At 46.4% G+C, this 14,457-nt stretch carries 14 protein-coding genes; all 14 read left to right on the top strand.

Annotation, left to right across the window (positions count from 1 at the left end; translation table 11 throughout):
* Positions 1 to 3: 3 nt before the first annotated feature.
* Positions 4 to 1,044 (top strand): helix-turn-helix domain-containing protein, encoded by a 1,041-nt coding sequence (locus tag A6049_RS20015; RefSeq protein WP_063566360.1) that lies wholly within the window; start codon positions 4 to 6, stop codon positions 1,042 to 1,044.
* 67 nt (positions 1,045 to 1,111) lie between these two features.
* Positions 1,112 to 1,282, top strand: a complete 171-nt coding sequence (locus A6049_RS33340; RefSeq protein ID WP_157258470.1) for a hypothetical protein — start codon at positions 1,112 to 1,114, stop codon at positions 1,280 to 1,282.
* 153 nt (positions 1,283 to 1,435) lie between these two features.
* Positions 1,436 to 1,927 carry a YajQ family cyclic di-GMP-binding protein gene (locus tag A6049_RS20010; RefSeq protein ID WP_017689115.1) on the top strand — a complete coding sequence of 164 codons (492 nt, stop codon included), beginning with the start codon at positions 1,436 to 1,438 and terminating at the stop codon, positions 1,925 to 1,927.
* A gap of 323 nt (positions 1,928 to 2,250) precedes the next feature.
* Complete coding sequence (pgsA, locus tag A6049_RS20005; RefSeq protein WP_063566359.1) at positions 2,251 to 2,838, top strand: CDP-diacylglycerol--glycerol-3-phosphate 3-phosphatidyltransferase; 588 nt, start codon at positions 2,251 to 2,253, stop codon at positions 2,836 to 2,838.
* Between the two features lie 107 nt (positions 2,839 to 2,945).
* Positions 2,946 to 4,202, top strand: coding sequence for a competence/damage-inducible protein A (locus A6049_RS20000; protein WP_063566358.1), 1,257 nt, complete (start codon positions 2,946 to 2,948; stop codon positions 4,200 to 4,202).
* Positions 4,203 to 4,441: 239 nt separating this feature from the next.
* Positions 4,442 to 5,506 (top strand): recombinase RecA, encoded by a 1,065-nt coding sequence (gene recA, locus A6049_RS19995; protein WP_053783851.1) that lies wholly within the window; start codon positions 4,442 to 4,444, stop codon positions 5,504 to 5,506.
* Positions 5,507 to 5,860: 354 nt separating this feature from the next.
* Complete coding sequence (locus tag A6049_RS19990; RefSeq protein WP_063566357.1) at positions 5,861 to 6,598, top strand: regulatory protein RecX; 738 nt, start codon at positions 5,861 to 5,863, stop codon at positions 6,596 to 6,598.
* A 310-nt stretch (positions 6,599 to 6,908) separates the two neighbouring features.
* A complete protein-coding gene (gene rny / locus A6049_RS19985; RefSeq protein ID WP_062326115.1) occupies positions 6,909 to 8,450 on the top strand; it encodes a ribonuclease Y in 1,542 nt (513 codons plus the stop codon).
* Positions 8,451 to 8,612: 162 nt separating this feature from the next.
* The gene (locus tag A6049_RS19980) at positions 8,613 to 9,407 is read left to right on the top strand and encodes a TIGR00282 family metallophosphoesterase (protein ID WP_024630289.1); all 795 of its coding nucleotides are present in this window, start codon (positions 8,613 to 8,615) and stop codon (positions 9,405 to 9,407) included.
* 117 nt (positions 9,408 to 9,524) lie between these two features.
* Complete coding sequence (locus tag A6049_RS19975; protein WP_019005392.1) at positions 9,525 to 9,785, top strand: stage V sporulation protein S; 261 nt, start codon at positions 9,525 to 9,527, stop codon at positions 9,783 to 9,785.
* A 92-nt stretch (positions 9,786 to 9,877) separates the two neighbouring features.
* Entirely contained in the window at positions 9,878 to 10,843 is a 966-nt protein-coding gene (locus A6049_RS19970; RefSeq protein WP_063566356.1) for a dipeptidase, read from the top strand.
* Positions 10,844 to 11,076: 233 nt separating this feature from the next.
* On the top strand, positions 11,077 to 11,649 hold the full coding sequence (pduL, locus tag A6049_RS19965) for a phosphate propanoyltransferase (protein WP_053783855.1): 573 nt from the start codon (positions 11,077 to 11,079) through the stop codon (positions 11,647 to 11,649).
* A gap of 306 nt (positions 11,650 to 11,955) precedes the next feature.
* A complete protein-coding gene (miaB, locus tag A6049_RS19960) occupies positions 11,956 to 13,512 on the top strand; it encodes a tRNA (N6-isopentenyl adenosine(37)-C2)-methylthiotransferase MiaB (RefSeq protein WP_063566355.1) in 1,557 nt (518 codons plus the stop codon).
* A 304-nt stretch (positions 13,513 to 13,816) separates the two neighbouring features.
* Positions 13,817 to 14,230 (top strand): YlbF/YmcA family competence regulator, encoded by a 414-nt coding sequence (locus A6049_RS19955; protein ID WP_372828763.1) that lies wholly within the window; start codon positions 13,817 to 13,819, stop codon positions 14,228 to 14,230.
* Positions 14,231 to 14,457: the final 227 nt, after the last annotated feature.

Genomic DNA, 14,457 nt, shown 5'->3' with positions numbered 1-14,457 from the left:
GGCATGTCTGAACTGGGTCAGCAGTTAAGAGAGGCCCGGCTGCAAAAAGGGATGAGTCTTGACGATGTACAGGAAATGACTAAAATTCGCAAGAGGTATTTGGAGGCAATAGAGGCAGGAGACTACAAAGTGCTGCCTGGTAGCTTCTATGTGCGTGCATTTATCAAAACCTATGCGGAAACGGTGGGACTAAATCCTGATGAGCTGCTGGAGGGACATAAGAAAGATGTACCTGCAGAAGAAACGGAAGCAACCATGGAGCCGGTTATTCAAAAGCGTTCAAGCCGCCCGGTAGAGCGCAGTAACCGCTGGATGTCTGTTGCGCTGATGTGGACTTTTCCGGTATTAATTCTTGTGTTGTTGTACGTGTATGTAGTGATGAACAGGGATGATTCGGATACACAAGGGCTGGATCAGACGAAGATCACAGACAGCCAGCAGCAACCTCAAGATAAACCGGATGAGCCTACAGATAATGGCCAAGCTTCTAATCCTCCAGCGAATGAATCAGGTAGCGGAGAAACGAATGAAGGCGAAGCAGGCGGTAACGGTGGCGGAACAGCAGAGGGGCAGACTGACGGACAGACGGATGGGCAAACGACGGGTGAAAATGAAGAGAACCCAACGGATAATCCGCCAGCTTCTGTATCTGTTGCTGAAGACGGAAAATCAGGCAATATTACGAACTTCAAAGTAAACGGCAGTGCAGGGCAGCCTGTGACCGTTACAATTAAAGCAACGGGGCATAGTTGGCTGGAAGTATACAAGGGCGAGAACTCTAGTGGAGAAAAGTTAGAGTACGGCAACACCGCTGAAGGAGACAGTTATACTTTTGAATTGGACAGTGCAGGAATGTACATTAAGTCCGGTTACGCTGCAGCGACCACAATTGAGGTTGCAGGGCAGGTTGTGACAGACGGGAAAGCGACAAACCGCATTCGGTTAAGACTTGGTGAGGATACGTCCTCCGCAGGTACTGAAGGCACTACGACGAATGAAACAGGAAGCACTACCGAAGGAAGCACCGGCACTAACGGCGAATAACCAAAGTTTCTGCGGGAGACACTAACCTTGTCTTAACTTGCAGTCAACTTTTGGTGAAGTGAGGTGGATGGCTGTGACAGTCAGCTGGATCGTAACAGGTTTGGGGATCATTGTCAGCCTCCTGGGTTATTACTTGACCCCAACTGCTTGGGGTTACGGTATTTTGGGTTTTGGACTTGCACATGTACTTCTGGGTGTGCTTGACATGTTCAGACAGCCTAATCGCAGCCGTTATTAGAATGGCAGCCGCATGGTAAGCATTTTTGGCAACCACCTCAAGTGGCAGCCAAAAATGCTTTTTTATTTTGAAAAACCTCATAAAATTAGACTTTTGCTTGGCGTATCCTCTATAATGTTACAGAACATATGATTAACTGAAAGGGTGACTGGTTTGAGTTCAGAAAATTCATTTGATATCGTGTCCAAAATGGACTTGCAGGAATTGACAAATGCCGTAACACAAACGGAAAAAGAAATTGGCACGCGTTATGACTTCAAGGGCAGCAAGAGCAGTCTGAAACTGGATAAGGATGCGTTAACGATCGTATCTGATGATGAGACCAAACTCAAGGCTGTTATCGATGTACTGCAATCCAAGATGGCTAAGCGGGGTTTACCTTTAAAAAACATTGATTATGCAAAAGTAGAACCAGCTTCTTCAGGTACAGTCCGCCAGCGTTTGAATTTCAAGCAGGGGATTGATCAGGATATCGCTAAAAAAATTAATATTCTGATTCGTGACTCCAAGATGAAAGTGAAGAGTCAGATTCAGGGAGATCAGCTCCGGGTAACAGGTAAAAGTAAGAATGATTTGCAGGCAGTTATGCAGTTATTGAACGGTGCCAATTTGCCTCTGGACCTGCAATATACAAATTTCAAATAATATCTCCTTTTTGTAGCTAGACGTGTTTTTTGACACTGCAATTGGCGTATATTATACTAAGTGTGCATTGCTGGCAGATAAGCATCAAAGCCCAGTCATCATCGTTTGCTGACTTTGTGAAAAGCAGTACATCTTCTGAAAGTCACCGGAACGTTTAAAACGGTTTTGCGTTTGAACGGTTGACTTTATTTTTTGCGTTTTTACATAGTGAGAGCACTTTTAGTGCTGATTGACAGTGAAACTGTAAATTTCATGTTCCGGATGATGAATACGGGATTAAGATGAATGTTTGGAGTAATGGAGGATAAGAGGGAGGGCGTCTTGTGAATTTACCCAACCGGATTACGCTTGCACGAATTTGCTTAATCCCTTTTTTGATGGTGTTCCTGCTCGTAGATTTTCCGTTCTATCCAGAGCCGTTGCAATTGGGAAGCTTATCGCTCCCGTATAATCAGTTGATTGCTGCTGTCATTTTTATCATTGCAGCAAGCACGGATGGAATTGACGGCTATCTGGCGCGGAAAAATAATATGGTCACCAACCTGGGGAAATTGCTTGATCCGCTGGCTGACAAGTTGTTGGTTACTGCGGTGCTAATTTCTCTTGTGGAAATGGGCAAGTTGGATTCCTGGATTGCTGTGGTCATTATTAGTCGTGAGTTTGCGGTTACCGGCTTGCGTCAGATTGCGTTATTGGATGGTTCGGTTGTTGCGGCAAGTGCCTGGGGCAAACTGAAAACCGTCGTGCAAATTGTGGCGATTGTACTGCTGTTGTTGAATAATTTCCCGTTCTCATTCACGGGTATTCACATGGACGTTATTGCCGTTTGGGCTGCAGCGATTATTACGATTTGGTCAGGCATTGATTACTTTATCAAAAACAAAAATTTGCTTCATTTATCGAAAGCGTAACGTTTGAGGTTAAATGGGTAAGTATGAAGAAATCATTTGTACGAAGGGCAATAGGAAATTATCCTATTGCCCTTTGATCACTCACCACGTGTACAGGAGGATGCTGAATGAAGGCAGAAATCATTGCAGTTGGCACAGAATTGTTGCTTGGACAAATTGTGAATACCAATGCTCGATATCTATCCCGTGAATTGGCTGCAATCGGGATTGATGTATATTTCCAAACGGTGGTTGGTGATAATCTAAATCGACTTAGTGACGCTATTCGCATCGCTCAGGGTCGTGCAGACGTCATTTTATTTTCTGGGGGCATCGGTCCTACACAGGATGACCTGACCAAGGATGCGATCGCGGCGGTCTTGAACCGCAAGCTGCATATAGATCGAATGGCCATGGACAAAATCGAGAGCTTCTTCCGAGATCGTAATGTAGACATGACCGAAAACAATCGTCGTCAGGCAATCGTTATAGAAGGCGGGACACCGCTGGCGAACGAAACAGGCCTTGCCGCAGGAAATGCGATTTCTGACAATGGCAAGCATTATGTAGTGATGCCTGGACCACCGAAAGAGCTAATTCCTATGTTTGAACAGGAAGTTAAGCCTTGGTTGTTCCAGCATGTACTGACAGAAGAAATGCCGATCTACTCGAAAATGCTGAAGTTTGCAGGAATTGGCGAATCGGCATTGGAAGACCGACTCCTTGATCTGATTGATACACAGACAGATCCTACCATTGCTCCTTATGCAAGTGAGGGAGAAGTTACGGTACGTGTATCTACAAAGGCTCCAAGTGAGAATGAGGCAAAGCTGAAGCTGGATGCAATGGAAGTTCAGATTCGGGAACGATTGCCAGAGCATCTCTACGCGAACGAGGATGTGCCTATAGAGTACACAATTGTAACGATGATGTCTGATATGGGTCTGACTCTTAGCGCGGCTGAGAGCTGCACAGGAGGGCTCGTCATGCAAAGTCTGACATCAGTTCCTGGCAGTGCGTCGATGCTTAAGGGCGGAATTGTATGTTACTCCAATGAAATTAAAGAGAAGCTGCTCCATGTGCCGCATTCCTATCTGGAAGGTGAAGATGCACCGGGCGCAGTGAGTCCGGAAGTGGCCAAAGTGCTGGCAGAGCAGATTCGAATGATTGGGGATGCCGACTTCGGTCTGTCAGTGACAGGTGTAGCGGGACCTGGTTATTCCGAACGCAAACCGCCAGGTCTTGTCTTCATCGCTCTGGCAGAGCGTGGTAAAGAGACAGAAATTCATGAACTGCGCATTAATGGCAATCGGGAGACGGTTCGGATTCGTTCAGCGAAAGCGATTCTTTACCGTTTGTGGCGCAAGCTTGTGGAGATGGACTAGTTAAGAGCTCGGATTGCATTTGCCAAGGCAAGCAAGTATAATAAAGGAAGACGGAAGAACCGTAAAATCAGGCTTTACAGCCTTGTTTACGGTTCTTTTTTCTGTTTAATGGAAAGTTTCCTTGAGGAAGAGGCGCCTCGGCCTTTACAAAAAAAACGAATGTATGTTCGAAAAAAAGCTTGGCAAACGTGTTAAAACAAGGTATCATTATCTTATAAACAGTAAAGGGTGTGAGCTTATTGTCAGACCGTCGTGCCGCGCTTGATATGGCGCTCCGTCAAATAGAGAAGCAATTTGGTAAAGGATCCATCATGAAACTGGGTGAGTCGACTCACATGAATGTGGAAATTATACCCAGCGGTTCCTTGGCTTTGGATATTGCATTAGGAACAGGCGGCTTGCCTAAAGGCCGTATTGTTGAAATATATGGACCTGAATCTTCTGGTAAAACAACCGTAGCATTGCATGCTATCGCTGAAGTACAAAGAGTGGGTGGACAAGCTGCATTTATCGATGCCGAGCATGCTCTTGACCCACAATACGCCAGTAAACTGGGTGTTAACATTGACGAATTGCTTCTGTCTCAGCCAGATACGGGTGAGCAAGGGCTTGAAATTGCAGAAGCTCTTGTACGTAGTGGTGCTGTGGACATTGTCGTTATTGACTCTGTGGCTGCATTGGTACCAAAAGCAGAAATCGAAGGCGAAATGGGTGATTCCCATGTCGGTTTGCAAGCGCGTCTGATGTCTCAGGCACTGCGTAAACTGTCTGGTGCAATCAGTAAATCCAAAACGATCGCGATCTTTATCAACCAACTTCGTGAAAAAGTCGGGGTTATGTTTGGTAACCCAGAAACAACACCTGGTGGTCGTGCCCTGAAATTTTATTCCACGGTACGTCTGGATGTACGCCGTATTGAGAGTATCAAATCAGGAAATGACATGATTGGTAACCGTACGCGTATTAAAGTGGTGAAAAACAAAGTAGCACCTCCGTTTAAACAAGCGGAAGTGGATATCATGTACGGTGAGGGTATTTCGAGAGAAGGCAGTATCATTGACATTGGTACTGAGCTGGACATCGTCAATAAAAGTGGTGCATGGTACTCATACGAAGGCGAGCGTTTAGGACAAGGCCGTGAGAACGCGAAGCAGTTCATGAAAGAGCATAAAGATATTGCTGAAATCATTGAACAAAAAATTCGTGTAGCCAGTAACTTGACTACTGCAGTTCCTGCGCCAACTAGCGAAGAGCAACAAAAAGAAGCAGCAGAAGAACAAGAACTATTTGAAATTAACGAGTAACCCTCCCTTGTAGGAAGGGCCCTAGAGGGCCTTGCCCTCTGAACTCCCAAAGCTTGTCTGATTGAGCTTGCTCGATCTAGCTTGGGGTATGGTGTGTGCGCTCGCGCTGTCCAACAGCCTCTGTCCGAATGGGCAGAGGCTATTGACACGTTTACTATTAGGGAGAGGCCGGATATTGTTTCCGGCCTTTTGTATTAGCGTCTGATGTCTCTGTGAAGTTACGCTAAACGTATTCAGTGTAGCTGTGTTATCTCCGTCGGAGATGTATTCGAGGAAGTCTTTTATTTTGCTATGTACTTGTCAGTTAGGCCGTGCAGTTCAGACACACAAAATGACATGGAAGGGGAGACCGAAATGGATCAACATGAAGATGATTTATATGAAGAAGCCGAGCTGGAGGGAATCTCCCAATTCCCGGATAACGAAGAACTTACCATTACACGAGTTGAACGAACGAAGAGCAGGGAAGCTCGTTACCGAATTACCTTTGGTTTATATTCAATTACGGTGCTTGAAGATGTAATGATTAAATATCGGATGACCCGGGGAAATACGTTTCTGAAAAAAGACTTGGAAGATATCATCGTAGCTGACGAGCGACAGCGGACGTATGTGCAGTCTTTGCGATATCTGGAGCATAAACCTCGGACACGCCACGAATTAAGTCAGAAGCTTCGTCAGAAAGAGTTTGCTGCACCGTTGATTGAAGAGGCCCTGGATCGGCTTGAGCGGGAGAATTTGGTCGATGACGAACTGTTTGCGAAGGAATGGACTCGTCAGCGTATGGAGGGCCAGCGGAAGGGAAAACTGTGGATAAGGCAAGAGCTGCGTCAAAAGGGCATTGCCAATGAACTGATTGCTGAAGCGCTGGAAGGTGTAAGTACAGATGCGGAATTTGAGACGGCTCTAACCGCCGGACGCAAAAAATGGAATCAGGTCAAAGGAGACATCCAGGAGAAGAAACGTAAAACGCTTCCCTTCTTGATGCGACGAGGTTTTTCCATGGATATGGTGCGTCGGGTCGTGAATTGTTTAATTGAAGAAGACGAGGTTAAAGACCCCGAAGAAGACGAAGCGTTGTTATGGGATTAGCAGACTGGACTCACTATACTGCATTCTCTTGACAATTTCTTTCGTCAAATACTAAAATGGACATGAGTCTGTAAGAAATGGACAACCCTTTTTCCTTCCAAAAAAGCGGTTTCTGTTTTTTAAGATTTATACCATTCATGATTATGGGTTCGTCGGAGACGGCGGATAGTGCGTGGAGACATGTACACTTGAAATGAAAATCGGCGGGGGATCGCCGTGAGTATTCGTTATTCCCAAAAATATGTAAGGCTTGAAAACAACAAATTGACCCAAGGAGTGCCTTGGAGGAACCAACGAGGAGGTGAACAGTATGGACATCGTAATCACGATCGTTCTCGTTGTGGCCGCGCTCGTTATTGGGTTCGGAGTAGGGTATTTTATTCGCAAATCTCTTGCAGAGGCTAAAATCTCCAGTGCGGAACAAGCTGCCGTGCAAATCGTGGAGAACGCGAAGAAAGAGGCAGAGGCACTGAAGAAAGAAACGGTGCTGGAAGCGAAGGACGAAATCCATCGCATTCGCGCCGAAGCTGAAAAAGACACTCGTGAACGTCGGAACGAAATTCAACGACAAGAAAGACGATTGTTGCAAAAAGAAGAGTCGCTGGATAAAAAATTGGAATCACTCGAACGTAAAGAAGAGCAAGTGGCTAACAAAGAGAAACGAATTGATGAGACACAGCAGCAGATCGAGATGATCTACAAAAACCAGGTGACGGAGCTGGAGCGCATATCCAACCTCACTATGGAAGACGCACGCAGTATCATACTGTCCAACGTAGAACAGGAAGTTCGTCATGAGACGGCTCAAATGATCAAGGACATTGAACAGCAAGCGAAGGAAGAAGCGGACAAAAAGTCCCGCGAGATTATTACACTCGCCATCCAACGTTGTGCGGCTGATCACGTAGCGGAGACAACGGTATCCGTTGTTACTTTGCCAAATGAAGAAATGAAAGGCCGGATTATCGGTCGTGAAGGACGTAACATCCGTGCGCTTGAAACCCTTACAGGGATTGACCTCATTATCGATGATACGCCAGAAGCTGTTATTCTGTCGGGCTTTGACCCGATTCGCCGTGAAATCGCCCGTACTGCCCTCGAAAAACTGGTGGCTGATGGACGTATTCACCCGGCACGGATTGAAGAGATGGTGGAGAAATCCCGCAAAGAAGTGGATGAGCGTATCCGTGAATACGGTGAGCAAGCTACCTTTGAAGTGGGCGTGCATGGTCTGCATCCGGACTTGATTAAAATTCTGGGCCGGTTGAAGTTCCGTACAAGCTACGGTCAAAACGTCTTGAAACATTCGATGGAAGTCGCTTATCTGGCTGGATTGATGGCTGGCGAACTCGGAGAAGACGTAACCTTAGCAAGACGTGCAGGTCTATTGCATGACATCGGTAAAGCGCTGGATCACGAAGTGGAAGGATCACACGTCGAAATCGGCGTGGAACTAGCGAAGAAATACAAAGAACATCCGGTTGTAATCAACAGTATCGCGTCCCATCACGGGGATTGCGAAGCGACTTCGGTTATTGCCATGTTGGTTGGCGCAGCAGATGCGCTCTCCGCAGCAAGACCAGGCGCACGCCGCGAAACGCTGGAAACGTATATCAAACGACTGGAGAAGCTGGAAGAGATCTCGGAATCGTTCGAAGGTGTCGAGAAATCGTATGCCATCCAGGCCGGACGCGAAGTTCGCGTTATGGTACAGCCTGAGAAAATCGACGATGCTGAAGCCTTCCGCCTCGCGCGTGACATCACGAAGATGATCGAGAACGAACTCGATTATCCGGGTCACATCAAAGTCACCGTCATCCGGGAAACCCGTGCGGTTGAATACGCAAAATAGAGCATTACGGAAAAGTGGCCGCAGTAGTGGGCCACTTTTCCTTTTGATAGCTTGTTAAAAGGCATTTAATAAAAAAAAATGGTGAGCAAGAGATAGAGGTCCTGCGAAGTTTCGGATGCTTTGAAGTAGGCTGCGCTTGGTAGGGTTTAAGGAGGCAGTAAAATGAAAGTTTTGTTTATTGGTGATATTGTGGGGAACGTGGGGCGTAAGGCATTGAAGGAAAACCTTCCCTACCTCAAAACGAAGTATAAGCCACATGTGGTCATTGTTAATGGGGAAAATGCAGCGGCAGGCCGGGGAATCACCGGGGCAATTGCAAATGAGTTTTTCAACTGGGGTGTGCATGGCATCACCCTTGGTAACCATACCTGGGACAATAAGGACATATTTGATTTTATAGATGATGAGCCACGTATGATTCGTCCTGCGAACTTTCCGCCGGGAACACCAGGCAGAGGATACACCGTAGTCAAAGGAGAAGGCAAGGAGCTGGCGATTGTCAACCTACAAGGCCGGACGTTCCTGCCTGCTCTGGATTGTCCATTCCGCGTTGCCGATGAGATTGTGGATGAACTGCGTCAAGACCATAAATGTATTCTGGTCGATATGCACGCTGAAGCAACGTCAGAGAAGATCGCCATGGGCTGGCATCTGGATGGACGTGCGTCGCTGGTCGTAGGTACACATACACATGTGCAGAGCAACGATGATCGTATTTTGCCAGGAGGAACAGCTTATTTAACCGATGCGGGTATGGTAGGGCCGCGTGACGGCATATTGGGCATGGAGCGTGAAGCGGTGCTTCGCAAGTTCTACACCCAGCTTCCGGTACGATTTGTTGTGGATGATGGCAAATGGCATTTCCACGGTGTATTTGTGGAGATCGATGAAGCCACAGGTGCTGCAACACGCATTGAGAAAATTCGTCTGATGGAGGACGAGTGGCGCATGGAATAGGGGTATTGTCCCAATTTGCAGGGAAACCCGTCTAAAAAGAAGGAATTTTTTTGCCTCCCGCGAATAACATCTAGTAAGTGGAAACAAACATTCAACATTCCCAGGGAGGTACTTACCATGGAAGTATTAAAAGTTTCAGCAAAGTCCAATCCCAATTCCGTAGCCGGCGCTCTTGCAGGTGTTCTTCGTGAACGTGGAAATGCTGAACTGCAGGCAATTGGAGCGGGAGCACTGAACCAAGCCATTAAAGCGGTAGCGATAGCCCGGGGATTTGTGGCACCAAGCGGAGTTGACTTGATTTGTATTCCAGCTTTTACAGACATTGTGATCGACGGCGAGGACCGAACGGCCATTAAGCTGATTGTGGAGCCCAGATAATACATGCGTTTATGCATTGAACCTGTTTACGAAGTAGACAGGTTTTTTTGCGTTTTATTCCATAACATAACCGTTTAGAAGGAGAGATTGTGATGCACAACTGCCGAGTAGCCGATTTTCATTGTGATGCTTTGAGTAAAATGCTGATGAACCCTAGCCATTCATTTGAAAATGCTTCACAGCTGGATGTGAATCTGGAACGTATGAGAGAAGGTAACATTGGTTTGCAGGCCTTTGCAATCTATTTGCCCGAAGTGCTTGGCAGAGGAAAGTTTGAACATGTGATGGGCCAGTTGGACACCTACCGCAAGCGAGTGGAGATAACCAAAGAACGAGCTGAAGGCACAAATACATTGTTATGGCGAGAACAGCTTACGCAGATCGGGAAAACGGACAGACCATGGGGACTACTTACACTTGAAGGTGTCGATGGACTGGAGGGCAATCTCTTTTATCTGGAGTTATGTTATCAAATGGGTGTGCGGATCGTTGGCCTTACCTGGAACTATGCCAATTGGGCAGCTGATGGTGTACTGGAGAAACGTGGGGCGGGACTTACGGAGAAGGGCAGAGAGCTGGTTCAACTGTGTAACCAAATCGGCATGCTGCTGGATGTATCACATCTGACCGAGAAAGGCTTCTGGGAGCTTGCTGACCTTAGTGAACGTCCTTTTATCGCTTCGCATTCCAACAGTTATGCCATATGCCCGCATGTGCGTAATCTGAAGGATGATCAGATACGGGCCATTATTGCCCGGGAAGGGCGTATTGGGCTGACGTTTGTACCGTGGTTTGTGAAGCAGGAAGGCGAAGTATGTATTGAAGATCTATTGCCTCATATTGAGCAGATATGTTCTCTGGGTGGGGAGCATCATCTGATGATGGGGTCTGATTTTGACGGAATTGCTACGTATATCCATGACCTTGAACATACCGGGCAGTATCCGAAGTTGATAAATACGCTGCTCAAGCACTACGACGAATCACTCGTTCACGGTTGGATGTGGGGCAATGCGATGAGTTATTTAGGAGAAAACTTGCCAAGGGAAAATTTGTAGGTGGAACATGGTAAATCATGATACCGATGGTCGCTGAAGAAAACGAGCTGGAAGGAGTATCCGTCCATGTTCAGATGGATTTACCAAATGCAGGGGATTAATGATTGCAAAATAAGTGTATTTCATGAATTTTCAGCAGTTCGTTTTCATTTCACTTCAAAAAGGGGTATAATACCATAGGATTGTTAAGAGCCTGGCTACAGGCCATAGATAAACAAGGAGTGAAATTCACAATGAGCAAAACAGTACCTGTGGGCGTATCTGCCCGTCACATTCATGTATCTCAAGAGCACGTTGAAATTTTGTTTGGTAAAGGCTACGAATTGACCGAGTTTAAACCTCTGTCCCAACCAGGACAATATGCTGCTAACGAAACAGTAGCGGTTATTGGTTCGAAAGGACAGTTTGATAAAGTGCGTATCCTTGGACCTGTTCGTCCGGAAACACAACTGGAAATCTCGATGACAGATTCTTTCGCTATTGGTGTTAAGGCACCTGTTCGTGAATCCGGAAGCATCGAAGGTACTCCAGGTATTACGATTAAAGGACCTGCTGGCGAAGTTACAATCGATAAAGGTGTTATCGTTGCTGCTCGTCATATCCACTTCCATACTTCTGATGCTGCTAAATGGGGCATTGAGGACAAACAATTGCTGAAAGTTCGTCTGGGTGGAGATCGTGGTCTGGTACTGGAAAATGTACTGGCTCGTGTATCGGATTCCTTTGCACTGGACATGCATATTGATACGGATGAAGCTAATGCAGCTGGCGCTCGTAACGGCGATACTGCTGAAATCATCGACTAATCACATGGAACAATCTTCAGCCGTGATCTTGGCGGTTTGAATGAACGTATAAACCTGAGTATATCCACGCGTCGCTACATTCGACCTGGGATAGCTCAGGTTTTTGTGTATTTTCGGGCTGTTTAGCAGACCTGCGCAGATTTCGGGATAGGCGAAGGGGCAGCGGCTTTGGATGTGGAACTACAGCCCAATTCATGTTATAATTTGCTGTAATGCTCTTTTGATGTATAAAGCGTGCAAATCACGTGAAACAAGATGAAATAACGATTTTTTATTAATAGAGGCTGTAAGGAGTGACCGAAGGAAATGGCTAAAGACTCAAAAAAGGATTACTCCCAATATTTTGATTTCTCCGATGCCAAAGTAATTTCGCAAGATGAATTCAGCAAAAAGATAAGAATCCGGGGCCGGGAGATTAACATCAAATCCGAACCTAATCATCGTCAGGAGAAACAACGGGGCAAGGAAGACGTCCAGGTGCTTTACGAAACAGCCGTACCCGAGGAACTGAAAAACGTGGGGAAAGGCAAACACTATATCGTATATACGTATGGATGCCAGATGAATGAGCATGACTCGGAGACCATCAAAGGATTGCTTGAATCGATGGGCTATCAGGCTACCGAGGATCGCAAAGAGGCAGATATCATTCTGTTAAACACATGTGCGATTCGAGAAAATGCGGAAGATAAAGTGTTTGGTGAGCTGGGCCATCTGAAAACCCTGAAAATCGAACGTCCAGGTTTGTTACTGGGTGTGTGTGGCTGTATGTCGCAGGAAGAAGGCGTCGTGAACCGGATCATGCAGAAGCATGGTTTTGTGGATATAATTTTTGGTACACACAACGTACATCGGCTGCCACACCTGATTCAAGAAGCGCTGTTCAGTAAAGAAATGGTTGTTGAGGTATGGTCCAAGGAAGGCGACATCATTGAGAACCTACCGAAAAAACGTGAGGGCATGCGCGGCTGGGTGAACATTATGTATGGTTGCGACAAGTTCTGTACATATTGCATCGTCCCGTTCACACGGGGGAAAGAGCGCAGTCGACGTCCAGAAGATGTTATTGCCGAAGTTCGTGAACTGGCAAGACAAGGCTTCAAGGAAATCACGCTGCTCGGCCAGAACGTCAATGCTTATGGCAAAGACTTCACGGATCTGAAGTATAGCTTCGGTGACCTGATGGATGATATCCGCAAAATCGATATTCCACGGGTTCGGTTTACAACCAGTCATCCACGTGACTTCGATGATCATCTGATTGAGGTGCTTGCGAAGGGCGGGAACCTGGTGGAACATATCCATCTGCCTGTGCAGTCTGGTAGCACGGAAGTGCTGAAACGTATGAGCCGCAAGTACAGTCGGGAACACTACCTGAAGCTTGCTGACAAAATTAAAACTGCAATTCCAGATGTCGTGTTAACCACTGATATTATCGTTGGTTTCCCGGGGGAGACGGAAGAGCAGTTCGAAGATACGCTGTCACTGGTCAAGGAAGTTGGCTACGATTTTGCCTACACATTCATCTACTCTCCGCGTGAAGGTACACCTGCTGCGGTGATGGAGGATAACGTGCCGATGGACGTGAAGAAGGAACGTTTGAAACGCTTGAACGAGACGATCAACGCATACAGCCATAGCAGCAATGAAAAGCAGCGCGGCAAGGTTGTTGAAGTGCTGGTCGAAGGTGAGAGCAAACGGAATTCCAATGTTCTGGCAGGACGTACACGCAGCAACAAGCTGGTGCACTTTGAAGGACCTAAAGAATTGATCGGTACTTTTGTACATGTAGAAATCACCGATCCAATGACTTTCTATATTCGGGGCAACCTGCTCTCAGAGCCAGTAGCCGCCAATCAGTAATACACAAACCAAATAAGATGAATGTCTTTTTGCACTTGGCGGGTTACGGCCCAGCGTAGCGAAGGTGACGGAATCGATTCTGTAGAAGCGAAGCGTTCGCCTTTGTCTCCAAATTTTATCCACAGACTATTACAATCAGAAAAATTTGGAGACAACAGCGATCGAAAGAACGATCCGTAACCGCAGCGGTCACTCAAGCAGTTAACTAAGCTTAGTGCAACATCGAGTATTTCATCTTATATCATCTCATAGAATGGAGTGATTTCGAGTGGCGCAGGAAGAAGTGCAGTACAACCCTTATGGAATGCCTACCTACGATACGCGCGATCTGGTTATACGCGACGACATTATGGGAAAAGCCAAAGAATTGGCTGATATGCTTGGAACGAGCGAGGAAGTTAAACAGTTCCAACAGGCTGAGTCCAAAATTCGCGATCATGAGCGCATCCAACAATTGATTGCAACGATTAAGAAGAAACAAAAGGAAATCGTTGCTTTTGAAAGCTTCAAAAATGCAGACATGGTCAGCAAAATTGAACAGGAAATTGAGGATCTGCAGGCAGAGTTGGACGGCATTCCACTCGTTACGGAATTCCAGCAAAGTCAAAGCGATATCAATTATTTGCTTCAGCTTGTTATTTCTGTAATTCGGGATACCGTCTCCGAGAAAGTGAACGTGGAGGCAGGTACGGATTCACCTCCGACCAGCTGCGGGTAAGTGAACGGAAGGGTGCGGACGCAGTCCGCGCCTTTTTTGATCATCTCAGACTCCACGTGGTGGGGTTATTTTGTGTGGTGGCCTGATCAAGACAACTTCACTGGATAAGACCTGTTCCGTAAGAGCAGGCTTAATATAATAACGAAGCACTTTAGATCAACTACGAAAAGAACCAATGCTGGTAAAATCATCAACAACATACATCATGGGCTTTATACTTAAAGTGC

The organism is Paenibacillus sp. O199, assembly GCF_001636635.1.
Lineage (GTDB): Bacteria > Bacillota > Bacilli > Paenibacillales > Paenibacillaceae > Paenibacillus > Paenibacillus marchantiae.
The sequence above is the reverse complement of the archived record's forward strand: the minus strand, read 5'-3'. Positions and strand labels throughout refer to the sequence as shown.